The sequence below is a fragment of the Henriciella sp. genome (assembly GCF_029936995.1).
Lineage (GTDB): Bacteria > Pseudomonadota > Alphaproteobacteria > Caulobacterales > Hyphomonadaceae > Henriciella.
Genome location: NZ_JAPYRE010000005.1, coordinates 61224 through 80962, shown reverse-complemented (window position 1 = coordinate 80962; position 19739 = coordinate 61224). Strand labels below are relative to the sequence as shown.

22 protein-coding genes are annotated in these 19739 nt (G+C 60.2%); 11 read left to right on the top strand and 11 right to left on the bottom strand.

All coding sequences use genetic code 11. The features are described 5' to 3' along the window. Positions 1 to 168 precede the first annotated feature (168 nt). Positions 169 to 723, bottom strand: a complete 555-nt coding sequence (locus tag Q1K31_RS12410) for a carboxymuconolactone decarboxylase family protein (protein WP_300379976.1) — start codon at positions 721 to 723, stop codon at positions 169 to 171. Between the two features lie 161 nt (positions 724 to 884). On the opposite strand from Q1K31_RS12410, the gene Q1K31_RS12405 reads away from it, so the two are divergent. Next, complete coding sequence (locus Q1K31_RS12405) at positions 885 to 1478, top strand: TetR/AcrR family transcriptional regulator (RefSeq protein ID WP_300379973.1); 594 nt, start codon at positions 885 to 887, stop codon at positions 1476 to 1478. Positions 1479 to 1521: 43 nt separating this feature from the next. On the opposite strand, the gene Q1K31_RS12400 is transcribed toward Q1K31_RS12405, so the two are convergent. The 4 genes from Q1K31_RS12400 to argB all read right to left on the bottom strand — a co-directional run bounded on the left by Q1K31_RS12400 (position 1522) and on the right by argB (position 6877). Continuing rightward, positions 1522 to 4080, bottom strand: coding sequence for an alpha/beta hydrolase fold domain-containing protein (locus Q1K31_RS12400; RefSeq protein WP_300379971.1), 2559 nt, complete (start codon positions 4078 to 4080; stop codon positions 1522 to 1524). Between the two features lie 115 nt (positions 4081 to 4195). Beyond that, positions 4196 to 4942: a pyrimidine 5'-nucleotidase gene (locus Q1K31_RS12395; RefSeq protein ID WP_300379969.1), complete on the bottom strand. Its 747-nt coding sequence runs from the start codon at positions 4940 to 4942 to the stop codon at positions 4196 to 4198. Beyond that, entirely contained in the window at positions 4939 to 5988 is a 1050-nt protein-coding gene (locus tag Q1K31_RS12390) for a DUF1036 domain-containing protein (RefSeq protein ID WP_300379966.1), read from the bottom strand. Before Q1K31_RS12390 ends, Q1K31_RS12395 begins: the two co-directional genes overlap by 4 nt. Continuing rightward, positions 5978 to 6877, bottom strand: coding sequence for an acetylglutamate kinase (gene argB, locus Q1K31_RS12385; RefSeq protein ID WP_300379963.1), 900 nt, complete (start codon positions 6875 to 6877; stop codon positions 5978 to 5980). The genes Q1K31_RS12390 and argB overlap by 11 nt, the downstream gene beginning before the upstream one ends. Positions 6878 to 7025: 148 nt before the next feature. On the opposite strand from argB, the gene Q1K31_RS12380 reads away from it, so the two are divergent. Further along, complete coding sequence (locus Q1K31_RS12380; RefSeq protein ID WP_300379961.1) at positions 7026 to 7448, top strand: hypothetical protein; 423 nt, start codon at positions 7026 to 7028, stop codon at positions 7446 to 7448. Between the two features lie 19 nt (positions 7449 to 7467). Here Q1K31_RS12380 and Q1K31_RS12375 read toward each other — a convergent pair whose 3' ends face one another. After that, on the bottom strand, positions 7468 to 8292 hold the full coding sequence (locus Q1K31_RS12375) for a DUF4198 domain-containing protein (protein ID WP_300379959.1): 825 nt from the start codon (positions 8290 to 8292) through the stop codon (positions 7468 to 7470). Positions 8293 to 8475: 183 nt separating this feature from the next. Here Q1K31_RS12375 and Q1K31_RS12370 point away from each other — a divergent pair, with 183 nt between their 5' ends. Together Q1K31_RS12370 and Q1K31_RS12365 are read left to right on the top strand one after the other, a co-directional pair. After that, positions 8476 to 10038, top strand: coding sequence for a DUF4331 domain-containing protein (locus Q1K31_RS12370; protein ID WP_300379956.1), 1563 nt, complete (start codon positions 8476 to 8478; stop codon positions 10036 to 10038). Positions 10039 to 10052: 14 nt separating this feature from the next. Beyond that, positions 10053 to 10355, top strand: coding sequence for a hypothetical protein (locus tag Q1K31_RS12365; RefSeq protein WP_300379954.1), 303 nt, complete (start codon positions 10053 to 10055; stop codon positions 10353 to 10355). Between the two features lie 100 nt (positions 10356 to 10455). Here the strand turns inward: Q1K31_RS12365 and Q1K31_RS12360 are convergent, their stop codons facing one another. Continuing rightward, complete coding sequence (locus Q1K31_RS12360; protein WP_300379952.1) at positions 10456 to 10923, bottom strand: GNAT family N-acetyltransferase; 468 nt, start codon at positions 10921 to 10923, stop codon at positions 10456 to 10458. Between the two features lie 135 nt (positions 10924 to 11058). Between Q1K31_RS12360 and Q1K31_RS12355 the strand changes: the two genes are divergently transcribed. The 4 genes from Q1K31_RS12355 (at position 11059) to Q1K31_RS12340 (ending at position 13351) form a co-directional block, all read left to right on the top strand. Next, on the top strand, positions 11059 to 11580 hold the full coding sequence (locus tag Q1K31_RS12355; protein ID WP_300379949.1) for a hypothetical protein: 522 nt from the start codon (positions 11059 to 11061) through the stop codon (positions 11578 to 11580). After that, entirely contained in the window at positions 11577 to 11960 is a 384-nt protein-coding gene (locus Q1K31_RS12350) for a VOC family protein (RefSeq protein ID WP_300379946.1), read from the top strand. Before Q1K31_RS12355 ends, Q1K31_RS12350 begins: the two co-directional genes overlap by 4 nt. Further along, positions 11957 to 12514 carry a DUF1697 domain-containing protein gene (locus Q1K31_RS12345; RefSeq protein WP_300379943.1) on the top strand — a complete coding sequence of 186 codons (558 nt, stop codon included), beginning with the start codon at positions 11957 to 11959 and terminating at the stop codon, positions 12512 to 12514. Before Q1K31_RS12350 ends, Q1K31_RS12345 begins: the two co-directional genes overlap by 4 nt. Positions 12515 to 12601: 87 nt before the next feature. After that, positions 12602 to 13351, top strand: coding sequence for a hypothetical protein (locus Q1K31_RS12340; protein WP_300379940.1), 750 nt, complete (start codon positions 12602 to 12604; stop codon positions 13349 to 13351). A gap of 47 nt (positions 13352 to 13398) precedes the next feature. Here the strand turns inward: Q1K31_RS12340 and yihA are convergent, their stop codons facing one another. Genes yihA through rpmH form a run of 4 tightly spaced genes read right to left on the bottom strand, consistent with a single transcriptional unit; the run spans position 13399 to position 16464 of the window. Next, positions 13399 to 14043 carry a ribosome biogenesis GTP-binding protein YihA/YsxC gene (gene yihA / locus Q1K31_RS12335; protein ID WP_300379937.1) on the bottom strand — a complete coding sequence of 215 codons (645 nt, stop codon included), beginning with the start codon at positions 14041 to 14043 and terminating at the stop codon, positions 13399 to 13401. Continuing rightward, positions 14040 to 15881 (bottom strand): membrane protein insertase YidC, encoded by a 1842-nt coding sequence (gene yidC, locus Q1K31_RS12330; RefSeq protein ID WP_300379934.1) that lies wholly within the window; start codon positions 15879 to 15881, stop codon positions 14040 to 14042. The genes yihA and yidC overlap by 4 nt, the downstream gene beginning before the upstream one ends. 36 nt (positions 15882 to 15917) lie before the next feature. Then, positions 15918 to 16301, bottom strand: a complete 384-nt coding sequence (locus tag Q1K31_RS12325; protein ID WP_300379931.1) for a ribonuclease P protein component — start codon at positions 16299 to 16301, stop codon at positions 15918 to 15920. 28 nt (positions 16302 to 16329) lie between these two features. Next, entirely contained in the window at positions 16330 to 16464 is a 135-nt protein-coding gene (gene rpmH / locus Q1K31_RS12320; protein ID WP_300379928.1) for a 50S ribosomal protein L34, read from the bottom strand. 146 nt (positions 16465 to 16610) lie between these two features. On the opposite strand from rpmH, the gene Q1K31_RS12315 reads away from it, so the two are divergent. From Q1K31_RS12315 to Q1K31_RS12305, 3 genes are read left to right on the top strand one after another with little or no spacing between them, the layout of a single operon-like run. After that, a complete protein-coding gene (locus Q1K31_RS12315; protein WP_300379926.1) occupies positions 16611 to 17426 on the top strand; it encodes a DUF547 domain-containing protein in 816 nt (271 codons plus the stop codon). 42 nt (positions 17427 to 17468) lie between these two features. Continuing rightward, complete coding sequence (locus Q1K31_RS12310; protein ID WP_300379924.1) at positions 17469 to 18221, top strand: VTT domain-containing protein; 753 nt, start codon at positions 17469 to 17471, stop codon at positions 18219 to 18221. Further along, complete coding sequence (locus Q1K31_RS12305; RefSeq protein WP_300379921.1) at positions 18218 to 19729, top strand: FAD-dependent oxidoreductase; 1512 nt, start codon at positions 18218 to 18220, stop codon at positions 19727 to 19729. The genes Q1K31_RS12310 and Q1K31_RS12305 overlap by 4 nt, the downstream gene beginning before the upstream one ends. Positions 19730 to 19739 lie beyond the last annotated feature (10 nt).

Below are 19739 nucleotides of genomic sequence, written 5' to 3'. Positions count from 1 at the left end.
TCTCCGTAATCGTTTGTTCGGGCTTCAGTTCAGACAGGACGAGTTGTCTGCAACTGCATGAATTCGCCCGTCACATAGTCGATGCGGATGACCCCGTCATCCCCTCTAGACGCAAAAACGGGGCGGTTTCCTGAAACCGCCCCGCCACCTGTTGAAAGGCTGGGAGCCTTAGCTCGCCTTGTGCCACTCGAAAGGTTTGAAAACATCGTCCAACGGCGTCTCCGCGAGATGATTGACATAGTTGGACATGACCTTCTGCGCCGCACCAAGCACCACTTCGAGGATCTGGCGCTTTGTAAAGCCGGCATCGAGGAATGCCTGAACATCAGCCTCATCCACATGGCCCCGTCCGCGAACCACGCTGAGCGTGAACGTCCGGAGCGCCTCAAGGCGCGGCGTCGGCAGCTCGGTCTCATTGCGAAGCGCTTCGGTAATTTCGTCATCGACCTTCATGCCCTTTGCGATCGCCGTATGTGCAGGCACGCAGTAGTGGCAGGCATGTTCGACATTGATGGTCTGCCAGACAACCGTCACTTCATCCTTGTCGAAGCTGGAATTGGCGAAGGCCTCGTGCAGATGCGTATAGCCTTTCAGCAGGCCGGGCGCTTCTGCCATGATGGCCCACAGGTTGGGGATGTTCCCGTTCTGCTTCTTGGCGTTGGCCAGGATTTCCCGGCTTTCTTCCGGGGCCGTCTCTTCGGTGTGCTGGGTAAATTCAGTCATTGGGTATCCTTCCTGAGTTTTGACATGCCTCTTGGCACGCCACGCAGTTGGAAATTATTGAGCAGTCACTCAAGTTTAAATTTGAGCAATCACTCAAATGTGATTATACGTAAGCATCCCGATTGCCAGACAGGCATCCACGACGACATTATATAGAGCTTATGGCACGCACACCTTCATATGACCGGAACGCGGCACTCGACGCGGCAATGGATCTCTTCTGGGCGAAGGGATACTATGCGACGTCTCTCAAGGACCTGGAGCTTGCCCTCCAGATGAAACCCGGCAGCATCTATGCCGCCTTCTCCAGCAAGCAGGCCCTGTTTCTCGCTTCGCTGGAGCGCTATTTCCAGTCCATGCGCGATGGGCTGCGCGCTGATATTGAACAGGCCGGCTCTCCGCTTCAGGGCCTTGCCGCGGCACTGCGCAGTATGGGCCAGACAGACGGCGGGCCGTGTCATGCCTGCATGCTGGTCAAGACTGTTCTTGGTACCACGGACATGGACACCGAAATCGCGGACCAGGCGCGGTTCTACCTCGACAGGATGCAAGCCGAATTCCGGGCCGCCTTCGAGGATGCCAGGGGGCGTGGGGAACTTCCAGACGATGCAGACCCCAGCCGCCTTGCCCGGCGCTACCAGTCAAACTTCATGGCACTGCAGATCGAGCTGCAACGCGGCACACGACCAGCCGACATCGCTGAACTTGCCGAGGACATGGCACAGGAAACAGAACGCCTTTGCGTGGACGCCTGATAGCGCCCACGAATTGCCTGTGCATTTCAACCGGACTTGAACCTCAGGCCGAAACCGCCTGTAGCTTTTCCCTGGTTCTGGTCGTCCGGAAGCCGTGATAGCCAGCCGCCGCAATCTGGTCGCAAACCATGCGGTAGACATCGACCCCAGCCACGTAGGCCATGAAGGTCCGGGGCTTACCGGGCACATTGGCGCCGATATACCAGCTATTGGCTTGCGGGAAGAGCGTCTGCTCGGCCATCGCCTCATTGTGCTCGGCCCACTCGTCCTCGGCCTCTTCCGTCGGCTCAACTGTTTCCAGCCCACGCTCCCGCATCCAGGCAATACAGTCGCTGACCCAGTCAACATGCTGCTCGATGGACACCATCATATTGGAAAGCACTGAAGGGCTGGACGGGCCAGTGATCGTGAACAGGTTAGGGAACCCCGCAATCGCGATACCCAGATAGGTATGCGGACCGTTCGCCCACTTGTCCCTGAGTGACACGCCGTCCTTGCCACGGATATCGACATTCAGAATCGCCCCGGTCATCGCGTCGAAGCCTGTGGCAAAAACGATGATATCTGCCGGTTCCTCGCCGGCACTCGTCTTCACACCCGTAGGCGTGATGCGCTCGATCGGCGTGTCGCGAAGGTCGACGAGCGAGACATCGTCGCGATTGAACGTCTCGTAGTAATTCGTATCGAGACACGGCCGCTTTGTGCCGAACGGGTATGAACGCGGCATCAGGGTTTCCGCCGTATCCGGATCGTCGACGCGGTCACGGATTTTCTCACGGATGAAATCTGAGACCCAGTCGTTTGACTGCTGGTCGGATAACGTATCCATGAAGGCGGTTGTCAGACCGGTCAGGATGCCTGTGTCCCAGCCGGCTTCGTACCGTTCACGGCGCTCTTCCTCGCTTACCTCGTGAGCGGACTGGAGGTTGCGCGGCGGGTTCGGAATGCCGGCCAGGTGGTATTTCTGCGCCTCGCGATAGTCGCGGTAATTCTCCTTCATTTCGGCCACTTCTGAATTGGTCAGGGGCCGGTTGCCCGCAGGCAGCGAATAGGCTGGTGTACGCTGATAGACTGTCAGGTGATCAGCCTCTTCAGCGATATGCGGGATTGACTGGATGGCCGAAGAGCCCGTGCCAATCACAGCGACTTTCTTGCCAGAAAAATCAACGCCCTCATGCGGCCAGAGACCGGTAATATAGGTTGGCCCCTCAAAGCTGTCGCTGCCCTCAATGTCGGGCTTCTTCGGCATCGACAGACAGCCGGTCGCCATAATGAAATACTGCGCGGAGATCGCCTCGCCGGTATCGGTATAGATCGTCCAGCGCGCGGTATCCTCACTGTATATCGCGCGGGTAACACGGGTCTCGAAGGTGATATCCTTTTTCAGGTCAAAGCGCTTCGCGACGTGTTCGGCATAGCTCAGGATTTCCGGCTGGGCGGCATATTTCTCGCTCCACGTCCAGTCCTGCTCCAGTTCAGGATCGAAGCCGAAGGAATAGGCCATGCTCTCGATATCGCAGCGTGCACCGGGATAGCGGTTCCAGTACCAGGTGCCGCCAACATCATCGCCCGCTTCGATGACACGTGTAGTCAGCCCCATCTCGCGAAGGCGCTTGAGCTGGTACATCCCCGAGAAGCCTGCGCCCACGATGACGACATCTGCCTCGGAGAAACGCGCCAGGTGCTGCTCGATCTGGTCGCCGACATAGTCCACCGCTTTCGCCTGGGCCGGCAGGAGGCCCGGCATGGCGAAGAAATTGTGCATCTGGCGGTCGAACTGCTTGAAGGTGACAGGCACCCCGGCCTTGCGCAGCGCTTCGGCATAATCCTCGCTCTCCTCGCGAAGGACATCGAATTCGGCTGTCACCACGATCGCCGGCGGCAGGCCGGTAAGGTCCTTTGCCCGCAGGGGAGAGGCGTCCGGCTTCTTCCTGTCCGCCACGTCTGGCGCATAATGGTCCCAGAACCATTGCATCAGGGGTGTATTAAGCAGGAGCTGGTTGTCCGGATCGGCATAGGAGGGCCGCTCCATGTCGGCATCGGTGACAGGATAGACCAGCAGCTGGAGCGCAATCTGCGGCCCGCTCGCGGCCTTCGCCTTCTGGCAGACGACGGCCGCAAGATTGCCGCCGGCGCTATCGCCGCCGACCATCAGCGGCAGCCCCTTGCCACCCAGCGTCTCAAGATTGTCATTCGCCCATTTCAGCGCGTCCCAGGCATCGTTCGGCGCGGTCGGGAACCTGAACTCCGGCGCCTTGCGATAGTCGACCAGGAGCACGCTACAGCCCGTGCGTTCCGCCAGCTGGCGGCCAAGGCCGTCATACTGATCGATATTTGAGAGCACCCAGCCACCGCCATGATAGTAGACCATGACGCCTTTGGGCTGAGCCACCGGTCTCAGCAGGCGGGCACGGATCGTCGCGCCATCGCTCGACGGGATATCGAGATCGCGGACCTCTTCCATGGCCGGTCCCTCGGGATAGGCAGCAGCCATGCCTTCCCCGACGAGCCGCGCTTCATCAGGGCTCATCTCGTGCATCGGCGGGGCGCCCATCGACGCCATCTGCGCCAGAACGGCGGTCGTCGCGATATCCAGTTTCATGCGTTCTCTCCCTTTTTAGGGCGCATGGTCGCGCCACTAAACGCATCTGGCAATTGCCGACGCAGGGGAAAGTTGGCCTTCCATCTTTCGGGAAGCGACGAAAACGGGCAGCAGGTCAGTCCGTCCGGACGGATTGGCCTTCGGGTTTCAGCTTGCTGAGAACATCCTGCAGGAAGCCCGTAAGATTGCCGGTAACGTAATCGACATGCGGGGCGGCTGCATCCTCCGGTCCGGCAGGGCGCGCCTCCACGGGCTCATGGCTCCAGTCCTTCTCGGAGCGCACCAGGACAGTTGCAAACCCCATCTCATGCGCCGGGGCGAGGTTGCGTGCCAGATCCTCGAAGAAGACCGCACGCGCCGGATCGACATCATGATGCCGGCAGAACGCCTCATAGGCACCTTGCGAGGGTTTCGGTGTATAGGCGCTGTCCTCAATGCCGAACAGGCCATCAAAGCTGCCACCCAGCTTCATGTAATCGGTCACCCGCTCGGCATGGCGCCGCGAGCCATTGGTGTAGACCAGCTTGCGGCCCGGAAGCGCCGCAATCGCTTCACACAGGTCCGGCAGGTGCGGCAGCGGTGACAGGTCGATCTCGTGGACATGCGCAAGGAAGTCCTCCGGCGCCATGCCATGCATTGTCATCATGCCCTTCAGCGTCGTGCCATGTTCGGCATAATAACGCTTCTGGAGCACACGCGCCTCAGCCGGGTCCATCTCGAGGAAACCGGCCACGAATGACGTCATCCGCTCATCGATCTGGGCGAACAGGTCGCACTCTGCCGGGTACAGCGTGTTGTCGAGATCGAACACCCAGGTGTCGCGTCCCATAATCCGTCCGAGGTCCGCCCCGTCTGCACTCACGAGCCACTCTCCTTGAAATCACGTTCGAAGAATTCATAGACCAGACGGCGGTTCTTCGCAGGTGGCGTGGCGGCAAAAAGCCCCTGCCGGTTGGCCGAGGCGCCACAATCCTTGCGACCATTGATGGCAAACCTTGTGCGCGCCAGGCAGAACGGGTCTGTCGCATCTTTCAGGGTACGCATCCCGCCTTCATCTTCCATTTCAGCAAACACGAAATGCTCTGCCGTCAGCAGCGGCTCGTCAATCACGCGCGCGCATCCGCCCGCTTCCAGAAGCCACCAGCCGCGGCTCTCCCAGCCTTCACCCTTACGCCGCGCAATCGCAGACCAGATGCGCTTGTCCGTACGGTTACACAGGTTCAGGCCGATCTCGCGCCCGCGCTCCTGGGCGACCTGCTCCAGGAGGTCGATCAAGTCCGCGTCGGAGGTGTCGGAAGGCAGGTCGTTCGCCCCGAGGAAATCACTGATAGCCGCGCGCGTCTTGCGCCCGATCCTGCCGTCGATATTGCCGGAGAACACACCGGCATTGTCCAGCAGGCGCTGCACACCCGCCGCAGAGGCCTCTTCAAGGTCGAATTCTTCTGTTTCGGTGAGGCTGGTCGTCCAGGTTTTCGTATTCTCGATCAGGACGGGGCGGAAATCTCGCGCCTCCAGCCCCATCTCGGAGCACTCCTGCGGGCTCTCGACCGAGAAGCTGCCCGTCGTATCGACGCATAGTGGCTGGTCTCCGCCCCACAGGCGGCGTCCGCCACGATGGGCCGATGAGGACCGCGCGAAAAGATAGTGGATACCGGGATCGAGCGGTGCCTCTAACGCGACTTCACACGCACCGGGCCGCAGCCGCTTCCAGCCATCAACAAAAACGCCCTGGCCTTCATATCGCGCCGCGGCCGCCTCGATCACATAGCTCGTCCTGTTGCAGAGCTTCCAGCCGTCGCTCTTTGCATCCCCTGCCTGAGCACCGGATTGAGCGGCTACCATGCCTGTCAGAGAAGTGAGCCCCGAGAGGGCAAGTCCAAGAAGAAACGCGAAGGCCTTAAAGTACAATCGTCCCGGCACCATGTTCGGTAAACAGCTCCATGAGCAGGGCATGTTTGGCCCGCCCGTCAAGAATGACAGCCCCTCCAACCCCATTCTTGACAGCGTTCGCCGCGGTTTCAAGCTTCGGTATCATACCGCCTGAAACTGTCCCGTCTTCGACCAGCCCGGCAATATCGCCCGCCTTGATCTCGCGGATCAGCTCCTTCTTGCCGTCCAGCACGCCGGCCACATCGGTCAGCAGCAACAGACGGCTCGCCTCAAGCGCGCCCGCAATCGCGCCTGCGGCCGTGTCCGCATTCACGTTGTAGCGCTTGCCCTCGGCATCGAAACCGACCGGCGCAATGACCGGGATGAAATCGTGCTCATATCCACCGAGCAGTTCCAGCACCGAAACATCGACCGTCTCCGGCTCGCCGACAAAGCCGAGATCGATCACCTTCTCGACCTCGCTTTGCGCGTCCCGCTTGGTCTTCGAGGCACGCTTCACCTTCATCAGGTCTGCATCAGACCCCGACAGCCCGACCGCCTTGCCGCCCGCCTTGTTGATCGCGCGCACGATATTCTTGTTGATCGGGCCGGAGAGGACCATCTCGACGACTTCCATCGTCGCATCATCGGTCACGCGCAGGCCGTCCCGGAACTCCGACTTGATGCCAAGCCGCTCAAGCAGGCTCGCAATCTGCGGCCCGCCGCCATGCACGATCACCGGATTGATGCCGAGATGCTTCAGGAGCACCACATCGCGCGCGAACGCATCGGCCAGAGCGGGATCGACCATGGCATGGCCGCCATACTTGATGACCACGGTCTGGCGGTCATAGCGCTGGATATAGGGCAGCGCCTCCGACAGGGTCGACGCGGTCAGCTGCGCAGGATTGAAACTCTCATCACTCATGGGGCTGAGCGTCTAGCGGACTTTGGCGTGAGGGGGAAGGACAAGCGTCCAGACCCTGAAAAAACCGCTCGTCATGTCCGGTTTCAGGCGTGTTTCCCGTTCCCCCGAATAAAGGACGAGTTCCACGACAAAGGAAAGGGGACTATTGATGAAACACCTTCTTACAGGGGCGAGCTTCGCCCTCCTCGCGCTTGGCGGCTGCGCCACAGGGGCAACCGGCAGCGCAGCCACCGGAACGGCCGGCCCGATCATGGCCGTCCAGCCCGGTGATGACACGATGGGGTGTGCCGCCCTGCTGGACGAGATTTCACGCATGGACCAGGAAATCGCCAATGCGCGCGCGGCCTATACTGGCTCGCAAACCGCCCAGGTCGGCGCCACCACTGCGAGCCGCGCCGGAAGGTATGGCGGCTATAGCGATGCCGCCCGCGTCTTCCAGACCCTGTCCGGCAGCGTCCAGCAAGGCGCGCAGATGAGCGCCTCGCAGGCCCGCCAGCGCGAGAGCGAAGCCACGGCGCGGCGCCAGCGGATGATGGGGTTCTACCAGGCCAGGGGATGCAGTGCGCAATAGGCGCGCCAGGCCCGGCCGCCTAGTCCGCGCAGGCATCCTCCGTCTCGAAGGTAAGGCTTGAAAAGACGGTCTGGTAATCGGCGTCTTCCAGCAGGTTCAGCGCCGGTTCGGACCAGACCGTATGAACAAGCCAGCGGCCTTCGGCGAGGTTTTCGCCAAGATCGGCAGTTCCGTCCGGGCCTGTCGTGACGGTGAAATCCTCGCCATCGCCCTCAAGTGCGGTGACATGCAGCGTCGCGGAGGGCACAGCTGCCCCGTGGAAGAACACCTTCGTAGTCAGGGGCTGGCCTTCCTGCCAGTCGAAAGGATTCTCAAGCGCCGTAATTTCCAGCGTCAGGCCAAGCTCCTGCGCCCAGACCTCTCCCTGCGGCGCTGCACAGCCTGCCTTCACCAGTGCCTTGCCGCGCCGGGAATAGAGTTCGCGGCCAGCCTTGTCCTGGCTTCGGTTTGCGGCCCGATCAGCCGCAATGGAGCGGATGCCCTCCTCGTCGAGATAATCGTTGAATTTGTCCGCCTCGAGGGAGCTGAAGCTGTTGGTCGTTTCAATAAAGGCCATGTGCAGGCCCGGGCTTTCAAAACTCAGCTGCGCAGGAAGCTCCAGGCTGTCTGGACCTTTGGCGTGACTGACGAGCCCGTCCGGCCCGACACTTCTCAGCCCGATGACCCGGTGAGGCGCAAGCGGCCAGTCGGCCTTATCCTCGCCATGTCCTGTCAGGACGGCAAGATCGACCGTTTCTCCAGGTTCGGGTGTATAGGTCTCCGGCTCGATCCAGAAGTCATGGGCCATTGCGGCTGGCGCGATCAGGCTCGCCGCGGCAAGCAGGCAGGACAGTTTAAAGGGCATTCTCATTCCTCTTTGTTGGCACATTTGAGAGTACGCACGTCCCGGCGGATTGGATGCAGCCTGATTTGCGGCGTGGACGTCATCGAAAGAATCTTAACACGCCTTCACCCGATAATGCCCAGCCCTCGTATCTGAACTGCGCCCCATGTCAGGGCGTCTCAGAAAACTACGGGGAACCGCACAATGAAACTCTCACATGTCTCACTCGCCGTGCTGGCCGTCGCCGCGACCGGCGCTGCCGTGACACCAGCGCTGGCCTCCAGCCACCGCGAAGCACCCGGAACGACCGAGCAGCCGAAAGTCGACGGAACGGACTTCTACATGTTCCGAAGCTATGAATCCGGCCGCGAGGACTATGTAACATTCATCGCCAATTACCAGCCGCTTCAGGCTCCGTATGGTGGGCCGAACTATTTCACCATGGACGAAGATGCGATCTACGAGATCCATATCGACGTCGATGGCGATGCCAATGAAGACATCACCTACCAGTTCGATTTCGATAACACGCTGAAAAACGGCACAGGCATCACAGTGCCCGTTGGTGACAAGAGGCTGCCGATTGCCCTGCGCCAGGCTGGTCAGATCACGACCGACAACATCTTCGCGCTAGGTGAACGGGAAGGCTATGACCTCCGTGTCATCACAGGCGACCGCCGGACGGGCTCCAGCTCGGATATTGGCACATTCGTCAAGCCGGTCGACAATATCGGTAACAAGACCCTGCCGAACTACAGCGCCTACGCCAATCAGTACATCTACGACATCAACATCCCGGGCTGCGGTTCTGGCCGCGTCTTCGCCGGCCAGCGCGCAGAAGCCTTTGCCGTCAATCTTGGTGAAGTCTTCGACCTCGTGAACCTTGTCCCGATTGAAGGCGACAGCTCACGCGGCGCTGGCGATGGTGGCGGCTTCCCGGGTGGCATCACCCAGGATCGTGCCAATGATGACCTTGTCGGCGAGGCGAATGTCACTTCACTGGCCGTGGAAGTCCCGATCAGCTGTCTCGACGATGATGGCGATGGCATTATCGGTGCCTGGACGACGGCTAGCCTGCCACAAGCCGAAATCGAGGATCCTTCTCCGACCTATGAGCAGACCTCGGTCTATGGCGGGGCTTTCGTCCAGCAGTCACGTCTCTCGGCACCGCTGGTCAACGAAGTGGTGATCGGCCTGCCGGACAAGGACCTGTTCAACGCAGCTGAACCGACGCAGGATGCCGCTCTGGCAGACTATGTCACCAATCCGACCCTGCCGGTTCTCCTCAACACACTGTTCCGCGATGCCGTGAACGACACGCTGGGAACAGATTACGAAACGATCGCGCCGACGAACATTCCACGTAATGATCTGGTCGCCGCTTTCCTGACCGGCATTGAGGGGCTCAACCAGCCCGCCAGTGTCCAGGCGTCTGAAATGATGCGCCTGAACATGGGCATCGCGCCCACACCGCGCGACCAGCAAAGCCCGCTCGGGGTGGCCGGTGATGACCTTGCCGGGTTCCCGAATGGACGCCGTCCGGGTGACGACACTGTCGATATCGCCCTGCGTGTTGCCATGGGTGCGCTTTGTTATCCGGTGCCGATCAATGGTGAGCCAACCGACCTCGGCCTGTGTGACGAGGAAGATGCCAATGTCGGCAATGTGGCATTCACCGATGGGGCCCCGATCAGTGCGAGCGAGCTTCAGAACGAGTTCCCGTATCTGAACACCCCGATCCCCGGTTCGCCGAACGATAACAGCTAAGCGAGGCCAAGATCATGTCACAGAGACGTACTACATTTCTGCGCGCCGCATTGCTTGCTGGCGTTGCGGCCATCGGCGTAACCGCCTGTGGCGGTGGTGGAAGTGACGGGGGCGGTAATCCCGCTCCCATGCCGCCGCCTCCGCCGCCTCCACCCCCACCGCCGCCACCTCCTCCCGGGGGCTCGGTTGATCCGGATGCTTTCGGTGCCGGATTTGGTGCGGCTTTCAGGGCGGATGCCAATTCTGACCCGGTTGATGCAGATGGCATCAATATCATTCCCGTCACCCTGACGGAGGATCCAGAGCCAGTGGATTGATTTTCCTGCGGCTAGAATCCTGACTGCTCATGCGGGCAGGACAATAGAACCGGGCCATGTCGGCACCCTCTCTCGGCATGGCCCGGTTTTTTGTTGCCGCTCAGTCCAGAACCAGTTTCATGAAGACTGAATTCGGGTCGTCGCTATAGCCTTCGAACGTGCCACAATAGACGAAACCGGTTCGCTCATAGAGCTTGCGGGCCGGGTAGAATGCCTCCTGCACACCCGTTTCAAGATAGAGCGCGGTATAGTAGCGCTCACGGGCTTCGGCGATAAGAAAACGCAACATCTGACGGCCAAGCCCGCTACGGCGGAACTGGGCGGCTATATGCATCGACTTGATTTCGCCGGTGGAACCATTCGAAAGGCGCTTGAGGGCGCCGCAACCAATCAGAAGCCCGCCTTTGCGCATTTCCCAGACCGTCAGGGTCGGCACCTTCAGTCCACTTATTTGCAGGGCATGCGAACTCTCCGGCGGCGATGTCTCAAGCATGAGAGACTTATGCGCCGTTATCAGGTTTACGAAGTCTTCCTCCTCGAGGTTGGCCAGTTCGATGCTCAGGCTCATGACGCTTCCAGATTCCCATCTACCGCGACCGTGGAGTCGAGTTTACCACCGCCGGCGGATGCGCGACACGATAAAATAGTATGACGCGCAAGAACCACTTGAAGTCATTGTAGATACGTAGAAAATGCAACCGTGATGAGATACATCTGGAAACCAGACAGGCTGAAAGGCTGCGTGGCGGTCAGTGCAGCGGCCTTCGTGGCAAGTTGCGCGAGCGATAACTCGACTATTTTCTCACCAATGGCGCGTGAGGCGATGGTAAATGCACCCTACACAGCCTCGTATAATGGCGCCGCCTCCTACAGTCCGACCGCGGGATATGAAGGCACTTTCTGGTCCCCCCAGACCTTCGGGAGTTATTCAGGCTGGCCTGCCAGCCATGGTTATGGCGATGATGTCGGCATCAACCAGTGCAGCCATTCAGGCAGTCTCTATACCTGCGACACGAATGGGGACGGGCTGGCCGATGTCTACGGCGACACAGAAGACGGCTCCTATGCCTCCCCCACCCTGCGGGTGAACGCCAAGGGCAAAGCTTTCACATGGGACAATGCGTGCGCCTGCTGGCAAAGAAGCCCGGCCAATGATGGCCCGCGCCAGCCAGACGAAATCGTGATCAGTGATATCCGCGACCAGGATAGCGGGCCGCATCAATGAAGTCGGCGCGTCCATTCCTCATGTTCCAGGGAGATGCGGCCGCGGCCCTGGAATTCTACGCCGCCCTTTTCGATGACTTCGAAATCCATGACAGGTCGCACGAAGATGCTGAAACGGATGCCCTGCCAGCGCCGGTCCTCGTCTCGCTGGCCGGACAGGAGTTCATGGTCTTTGACAGCCCCGTCAGCCATGATTTCGGCTTTACACCTGCCACCTCGATATTCCTGGAATGCGATGATGAAGCCGAGATCGAGCGCGTCTACGCAGCCCTGTCGGACGGTGGCGGGATCATGATGCCGCTCGACACGTATGATTTCAGCCGGAAATTCGCCTGGGTCTCGGACCGTTTCGGCCTCTCATGGCAGATCAATCTCGCATGACGAAACGCTGGATCGCTTTCCTTCGTGGTGTAAATGTCGGCGGCCATAACAAGCTGCCCATGAAAGAGCTGCGCGGCATCCTCGAAGAGGCCGGGTATGAAGAGGTCGAGACCTATATCCAGAGCGGCAACATCGTTTTCACCTCGTCCGACGAGTCCTACTACGATGCCAGCAAGGCCCTGACCGGCATCTTGCGCGATGCCTTCGACATCACACCGCGAAGCCATGTCTATTCCCCGCAGGACCTGTTGCGCATTATCAATGCCAACCCCTACAGGAAGGAAAGCCTGAAAGACCCGAAGTCGGTTCACGTCTTCTTCCTGGCCGAACCTGCACGCGACGCTGACCTGGAGTCGCTTGAAGAGCTGAAGGCTTACAATGAGGAGGTCGAGGTGACCGACGAAGCGGTCTACCTGCTCGCCCCGGACGGCATAGGCCGCTCGAAGCTGGTCGAAAAGCTCGGCAAGTTCGTCCCCGTCGCCATGACCGGGCGCAACATGCGCACCGTGTACAAGGTGGCGGAACTGGCGGGTCTTGAGATCCAAGACGCCTGATCAGAACAGCCCATTAAGCGCCATTCATACCCCAGTCAGGTGCGCTGCGCTAAACTTCGGAATGATAGAAATAATCCGGAGGTCATCATGAACCCTGAACAGAGAACCGGATGGAAGCGGGCAGGGATAGCCCTCGGGCTCATGTCCGCCGGGCTGCTGGCGGCTGGCTGCACGACCGGGTACGGCTATTATGAAGACGGCTATGCGCCGTATGGCTACGATGATGGCTACTATGACCAGGGGTCATATTATGGATCGGGCTACTACAGCCCCGGCTATACTTACGGCTATGGCGAAACCTATTATTACCCCTCGACCCGGTGGGGCGTACAGCACCGGGACAAGTATCAACGCCACCACAACCGCCACAAAGGCAAGCGTCATGACAGGGGTGAAGGCGCACGCCATGGCCCCGGCTGGCGACACGAGGGACGCCGCGGCAATCGCGGCGACCGGGGAGACCGGGGAGACCGGGACCGCCGACACCGCGGCGACTGGAACCGTGGTGACAGGGATCGTGGACACCGCGGTGATCGCAATCGCAGGGACCGGGGGGAGCGTGGCCAACGGGGCGACCGTGTAGACGGGCGTCACTGGCGTGACCGCTCAGGGGATGAAGGCCGTAACCGCCAGCGTGGCCGTAACCACAGGGCCGACCATCGCCAGCGCAACACACCTCGCCATGACCGAGCTCGCCAGAACCGCAACAAGGCCCAGGATCGCAACAGGGCAAGGGCTGCGGAGCGCCAGGCCAGACGGGAACGTCGTGCAACCCGCCGCGCCCGCAAGGAGCTTCGTGGCAACCGGAGTGTTACAAACCCGACAAACCTGGAATAGGCAGGGCGGCCTTATGGCGCTCCATGAGCCAGCACAATTTCTGGCCCTTAGACCGTAAGCCCGACGATTTCCGCGCGTAGCTCCGGCAAGCCCCAGCCCTTTTCGGCAGAAGTCAGACGGATGACGGGATGCGCGGCAGCGCGTTTCTTCAACACCGCGTCAATCTTTTCGCGGGTTTTCTCTGCTTCGGTTTTCTTGATCTTGTCGGCCTTGGTCATGACGACCTGGTAGGTCACGGCTGCACTGTCCAGCATGTCCATGACTTCCAGGTCAGTGTCCATCAGGCCACGACGACTGTCGATCAAAAGGAACACACGACGCAGGTTCACCCGCCCCTGAAGATAGCGCAGCGTCAGGCGCTGCCACTCATGGGCCTGTGTGCGTGAAACCTTGGCATAGCCAAAACCCGGCAGGTCGACGAGCCAGAGCTTGCCCTCGCCCAGGTCAAAATAGTTGAGTTCGCGCGTCCGGCCGGGCTCGGACGAGGCACGCGCCAGGTTCTTGCGGTTCAAAAGCCCGTTGATCAGGCTCGACTTGCCGACATTCGACCGCCCGGCAAAGGCAATTTCGGGCCTGTCAGCATCTGGAAGCTGGGTGAGCGCGGCTGCGCCGAGGACAAAGTCGCATGGCCCCGCACACAGGACGCGTCCGGCCTCCAGCGTTTCAGCATCGAACTCCGGCGCGTCGGTCACACCTCTTCTTCCTTCTTCCGCCCGAGCAGGCGCATGATCAGTTTGTCAAACTCGGTCTCAACGCCGTTGCGGCGCATGATGAAGTATTGCTGGACGAGCGACAGGACGTTCGACCACACCCAGTAGAGCACGAGCCCTGCGGCAAAACCGGCAAAGACGAACATGAAGATCAGCGGCAGGAAGCGCATGATCATCTTCTGCGTCGGATCCGTCGGCGGCGGTGACAGTGCCTGGATGGCCGTCATCGTCACGCCGTACAGGATCGGCAGAACCCCGATACCGATGACAAAGCCGAGAATCGGGATGGATTTCACATCCCCCGCCGCCCAGGGCAACAGGCCGAACAGGTTGCCTATGGCCGTCGGGTCTGGCGAGGAGAGGTCACGGATATACCAGAACGGCGCGTGGCGCATCTCGATGGTGACGTACAGTACCTTGTAGAGCGCGAAGAAGACCGGGATGGTCAGCAGGATCGGGATACACCCGGCGATCGGGTTCGCCTTCTCCCGCTGGTAGAGCTTCATGATCTCCTGCTGACGGCGCTGGGGATCGGCCGCGAAACGCTCCTGGATTTCCTTCATCGGTTCGGCGAGCTTCTTCATCTTCGCCATCGACTTGTAGGACTGGTTATAGAGCGGCACGAGCGGCAGACGCACGATCACCACCAGCGCCAGAATGGCGAAACCGAACGTACCGACATTCTGCTCCAGCCAGTAAAGCAGGGAGAAAAGCGGCTTGGTGATGTAATAGAGGATATTGCCCCAGTCGATCGCATCCTCGAAGCGGGGGATCCCTGCATCCTTGTAATCGTCGAGAACGGCATACTCCTTGGCACCGGAGAAGATGCGGTTTTCAGATGTGATCGTTTCACCCGGCTGGATGACCCGCCCCGTGCCGGTCGCAGTAACCTGGAAGACCGGCCCTGTCTCACGTGAAAGACGCTGATAGCGCCCGGCAAACTCATATTGCTGCTCGGGGATGAGCGAGGTCATCCAGTATTTGTCGGTAAGCCCCAGCCAGCCACCTTCTGAAGCGCGGCGAACGCCCTGGTCGTCAGACTTCTTGAGCCCCTTGCCCTTGTCGAGGTTCTTGTAGTTGCGCCAGGTCAGCTCATCGTCGAACACGCCGAGCAGGCCCTGGTGCGCCATGCCGGAGGTACGCGAAGACCCCGGATCGGTCGCATCGAGAAAATTCTTCCATTCCCCGTGGCGGCGGATCGAGCCAAGCGGTGAAAGCGTGCGCGCCTCGCTGCCGGTATTGGTGATCTCGTCGGTGAAGGTGAACATGTAGTTGTCATCGACCCGCACCGTGCGCTCGATGGAAACACCATTGCCTTCATAGGTCATGACGAGCGGCGAGTTCGTGCTGAGCTGCCCTTCGCCTTCGACCTGCCAGCGTGTCGTCGGCCCGGCAACGGGCTGGTTGCCGTCAAACCAGTACCAGCCGGCATAATAGCCATACTCTGCATTGGTCGGCCGCAGCAGGCGCAACTCGTTGACCCGCTCGACGGTGGTGAAGTGATCCTTCAGCTGGAGATCATCCAGGATGGCACCCGTCAGACGGATCGAGCCGTCCACGCGCGCAGCATCGAATTCGACCCGCTGGTTGGTCTGGAGCGCTTCGTCGACGCTCGGCGCAATCGTGACGGATTGCTGGCTCTCCTGCGTCGCATTGGGGCCAGCTATTTCCTGCTGCTGTTCAGCCTGTTCCTGTGCCTCGCGGCGCTCTTCCTGCTCGGGGCTGACGACAAGCGCCTGATAGCCAAACACGAAGGCAATCATCAGCACCATGGCGATGATGAAATTACGCTGGTCCTGCGGGTCCATCCCCTGATTCATATTGTCAGTCCGCCATCATTACATACTAAAAGGGGGTCAGGCCGTGCCCGACCCCTGTTTCAAGGCTGCGGCGAGGCTTATCAGCGCGCTTTCCATATCGTCAAGCAAGCGCTGCCAGCCGATACCAGCCGTCTCCATGCGGGCGATGAACACATAGTCCGCTCCGGGCACGCCCAGACCCGGCAGAAGTTCGCTTGCTGCCGCCTTCAGACGACGCCGGGACCTGTTGCGGATAACGGCATTGCCGATCTTCTTCGTCGCGGTGAACCCCTTGCCGATATGGCCTGCCTCATCGCCGCGCAACCGTGCCTGTATGACAAGGCTCTTGCGCCGCTCGGACAATCCGCCGCGCACAAAAAGAAACTGAGGCCGCACGGTAAGACGTACGACCTCAGTCCTGTTATCTACATCCTGTGCCATGGGGCGCTCCCGTCAGAAGCGCGAGAACCTAGGCAGACAGGCTCTTGCGACCCTTTGCGCGACGGCGCGCGAGCACCTTGCGGCCATTCTTGGTGGCCATGCGGGAACGGAAACCGTGACGGCGCGCGCGCTTGAGGCGGCTGGGCTGAAATGTACGTTTCATGGGCTTACGCCTTGGACTTGTGTTGACCGAATTCGGAAACCGCGGCTGATACAGTGTGAGCTGGCCCCGGTCAAGGCCATCATGCCAGTGTTGCGGCGATCACGAGAGTTTGATCCTGCGCGAAAACCTCGTGATGTGTACAGCCCATGCCCACGGCCTATATGCCGGGAATGGAACAGGTACGCGCAATCATTGTAAACACGATCAGGCCAGCCGCCACTGCCCTGGCTGTCAGTCAGGGAGCCCTCATGGCACATGCCGCTACAGACGGTCTTTCGCATGACGCCTGGGGCGATATACTCGAAAGTTACGTAACCCCCGGCCCCGAGGGTATTAACCGGGTGGATTACGGCGCGCTGAAGAATGATGAAGAGGCTCGCGCCGGACTGGACAAGTATATTGCCCAGTATGGCGATCTCGACTTCGACACCCTGTCACGCGACGCGCAGTTCGCAGCATGGGCCAATCTCTATAATGCCGTGACCGTGCGCTACATCGTAGAGGCGTATCCGACCGGCACGATCAAGCCGTGGTACTCTTCAGGGCCATGGAAAAAGGTGAAGGTTTCGGCTGACGGGCGTGAAATCTCTCTCCACGGGATCGAGCATGATATATTGCGGGAGCAGTGGTCAGATGATCCGCGCCTCCACTACGCCGTCAACTGCGCGTCTTATGGCTGCCCCAACCTGAAACAGACGCCGTGGCAGGCAGAGACGCTGGAAGCTGACCTGGAAGCTGCCGCACACGCTTATGTAAATCATCCGCGCGGCGTGACCGTGCTGGACAATGGCCTTCGTATCTCCTCGATCTATGACTGGTACCGGGATGATTTCGGCGGCAGCGAGGATGCCGTGATCGCGCATCTGCTCCAATACGCCGAACCCGCGCTTGCAGAAGACATCCGCGCCAACCTCGATATCCGCGACCATGAATATGACTGGTCACTCAACGATACCGAATAACAGGGCACGCAAAGCGCCCCTCCCAGCAAGAAAGACAGGCCCATGGCCGACAAAGAAAACAGCGCCCCGGAAAATCGCTCTATCTGGATACGGCTCTGGCCGGTCTATATCATCGCTGCCGGCCTGATTGCCGCCTGGCAATTCGGCTTGTTCCAGTATCTGTCGCTGGAAACCCTCCAAGAACAAAACACCGCGCTACAGAGCTTCGTGGATGAACACCTTCTTCTCGCGATCATTGCCTATGTCGTCATCTATGCCGCCGCGACCGCTTTCATGATTCCGGGCGCCCTGTGGATCACAATTGCCGGCGGGCTCGGTTTCGGCCTCATCGGCGGCTCACTCGCCACTGTCACAGGGGCCACGCTGGGCGCCAGCATATTGTTCCTTGCGGCGAAGACCTCCATCGGCAAGACGCTACAGGAACGCGCCGGCAAGTTCGTGAAACGCATGGAAAGCGGCTTCAAGGAAAACGCCATCTCCTACATGTTTGCCCTGCGCCTGCTGCCCGCCATCCCGTTTCCAGTCGCCAATATCGCGCCAGCGCTGCTCGGCGCAAAATTCAGGGATTATGTACTTACCACGGCACTTGGCATCATTCCGGGCGTTGTTGCCTATACATGGATCGGTGCGAGCCTTGGCATGACGTTTGATGCTGGCGATACGGAATCCCTCTTCGACGTGGTCAAGAATTTCGTCCCCGCCTTTATCGCGCTCGCCGTCGTTGCGCTCCTGCCGGTCATCTACCGCAAGTTTGCCGGGAACAAGGCTGCCCGGCTGGAGGATGCCGCGCAATGACAGACAATCTTGCACCGACGTCGAATGCAGAGACTTCTCAGTCAGAGGCAAATGAGCAGCAGCCGGCGGCAGGACGTGCCCCGTCGCGTAAACTGAAGGCTGACCTCGTCGTTATTGGTGCCGGGTCCGGCGGCCTTTCAGCCGCAGCCGGGGCCGCGATGCTGGGCCTCAAGGTTGTCCTGTTCGAGAAAGGAGACATGGGTGGGGATTGCCTCAATTCCGGCTGCGTGCCGTCCAAGGCCCTTCTGACGGCTGCAAAATATGCTGCCGCGGCGCGTGAAAGTTCTGATTACGGCGTTATCTCGGGTGAGCCGAAGACCAACTGGTCTGGCGTGAAGGCGCACATCCGGAAAGCGATCGACACGATTGCGCCCGTCGACAGCCAGGAACGGTTCGAGGGGCTTGGCGTCACCGTCATCCGCGAACATGCCCATTTCACCAATCCACGCACGGTCGCGTCCGAGAGTACAATCGTGAGCGGGCGTCGCATCGTCATCGCTACGGGCTCAAGGGCCGTGGCCCCGCCTGTGCCCGGACTGGAGGATATCGATTATCTGACCAATGAAAGCATATTCGACCTGCCGGAACTGCCCGATCATCTCGTAATTCTCGGAGGCGGGCCGATCGGTATGGAAATGGCGCAAGCTTTCCGCCGGCTGGGATCGGAAGTCACCGTCATTGAAATGGGACGGGTCCTGGCAGCCTCGGATGCTGAACACGCAGCCCTGGCGGCGCGCAAGCTCTGCGAAGAAGGTGTCACCCTGCTCGAAAACCACAAGGCTGCAAGGGTAAGCCGGGAAGACGGGCTGGTCACGGTCGAAGCCGAAGGTGAAGCCGGAACGAAGACTGTTCGCGGCACTCATTTGCTTGTTGCAGCCGGCCGTCAGCCGGTAACTGACGGGCTCGCGCTGGAGGCCGGGGAGGTTAATTACGACAAGCACGGCATAAAAGTCTCCGACAAGCTGCGTTCCGTCAGCAACAAGCGCGTCTGGGCACTTGGTGATGTTGCCGGCAAGGGCCAGTTCACGCACCTCGCCGGCTGGCAGGCTTCCGTTCTGGTGCGCCGGGCGTTCTTCAAGCAGGGAGCGACTTCATCTTCCCTGCCCCTGCCTGCCGTAACCTATACCTCTCCGGAAGTCGCCCAGGTCGGCCTCACCGAGGAAGCGGCCTATGAGACATATGGCGAGGATGTCGCCGTTACCCGCTTTGCCTTTGACGAGAATGACCGCGCCATTGCCGAAGCCAAGACAGAGGGCGAATGCAAGCTCATCCTCCGGAAGGGGAAGCTCGTTGGTGCATCTGTCGTGGGTGAGGGCGCGGGCGATATCATCCAGCTTGTCGGCTATGCCATGTCCAACAAGATGAAGCTCACCTCACTGACCAATTTCATTTCGCCCTACCCGACCCGGACAGAGGTTGTGAAACGCGCCGCCAGCGCGCACTTCAGTGATACGGTCTTCGGCAAGCCCGCGCGCATCCTTGTAAGCTTGCTTCAACGCATTCCCTGACCTATTCCGG

What these genes read in the sequence shown, in the direction of transcription:
- Q1K31_RS12345 (WP_300379943.1), top strand. Translation starts at nt 11,957, where the DNA reads ATGACGAAACGCTGGATCGCTTTCCTTCGTGGTGTAAATGTCGGCGGC.
- Q1K31_RS12350 (WP_300379946.1), top strand. Translation starts at nt 11,577, where the DNA reads ATGAAGTCGGCGCGTCCATTCCTCATGTTCCAGGGAGATGCGGCCGCG.
- Q1K31_RS12410 (WP_300379976.1), bottom strand. Translation starts at nt 723, where the DNA reads ATGACTGAATTTACCCAGCACACCGAAGAGACGGCCCCGGAAGAAAGC.
- yidC (WP_300379934.1), bottom strand. Translation starts at nt 15,881, where the DNA reads ATGAATCAGGGGATGGACCCGCAGGACCAGCGTAATTTCATCATCGCC.
- Q1K31_RS12305 (WP_300379921.1), top strand. Translation starts at nt 18,218, where the DNA reads ATGACAGACAATCTTGCACCGACGTCGAATGCAGAGACTTCTCAGTCA.
- Q1K31_RS12375 (WP_300379959.1), bottom strand. Translation starts at nt 8,292, where the DNA reads ATGCCCTTTAAACTGTCCTGCCTGCTTGCCGCGGCGAGCCTGATCGCG.
- Q1K31_RS12400 (WP_300379971.1), bottom strand. Translation starts at nt 4,080, where the DNA reads ATGAAACTGGATATCGCGACGACCGCCGTTCTGGCGCAGATGGCGTCG.
- Q1K31_RS12370 (WP_300379956.1), top strand. Translation starts at nt 8,476, where the DNA reads ATGAAACTCTCACATGTCTCACTCGCCGTGCTGGCCGTCGCCGCGACC.
- Q1K31_RS12405 (WP_300379973.1), top strand. Translation starts at nt 885, where the DNA reads ATGGCACGCACACCTTCATATGACCGGAACGCGGCACTCGACGCGGCA.
- Q1K31_RS12310 (WP_300379924.1), top strand. Translation starts at nt 17,469, where the DNA reads ATGGCCGACAAAGAAAACAGCGCCCCGGAAAATCGCTCTATCTGGATA.
- Q1K31_RS12325 (WP_300379931.1), bottom strand. Translation starts at nt 16,301, where the DNA reads ATGGCACAGGATGTAGATAACAGGACTGAGGTCGTACGTCTTACCGTG.
- Q1K31_RS12365 (WP_300379954.1), top strand. Translation starts at nt 10,053, where the DNA reads ATGTCACAGAGACGTACTACATTTCTGCGCGCCGCATTGCTTGCTGGC.
- rpmH (WP_300379928.1), bottom strand. Translation starts at nt 16,464, where the DNA reads ATGAAACGTACATTTCAGCCCAGCCGCCTCAAGCGCGCGCGCCGTCAC.
- argB (WP_300379963.1), bottom strand. Translation starts at nt 6,877, where the DNA reads ATGAGTGATGAGAGTTTCAATCCTGCGCAGCTGACCGCGTCGACCCTG.
- Q1K31_RS12315 (WP_300379926.1), top strand. Translation starts at nt 16,611, where the DNA reads ATGCCCACGGCCTATATGCCGGGAATGGAACAGGTACGCGCAATCATT.
- Q1K31_RS12340 (WP_300379940.1), top strand. Translation starts at nt 12,602, where the DNA reads ATGAACCCTGAACAGAGAACCGGATGGAAGCGGGCAGGGATAGCCCTC.
- Q1K31_RS12355 (WP_300379949.1), top strand. Translation starts at nt 11,059, where the DNA reads ATGAGATACATCTGGAAACCAGACAGGCTGAAAGGCTGCGTGGCGGTC.
- Q1K31_RS12380 (WP_300379961.1), top strand. Translation starts at nt 7,026, where the DNA reads ATGAAACACCTTCTTACAGGGGCGAGCTTCGCCCTCCTCGCGCTTGGC.
- Q1K31_RS12360 (WP_300379952.1), bottom strand. Translation starts at nt 10,923, where the DNA reads ATGAGCCTGAGCATCGAACTGGCCAACCTCGAGGAGGAAGACTTCGTA.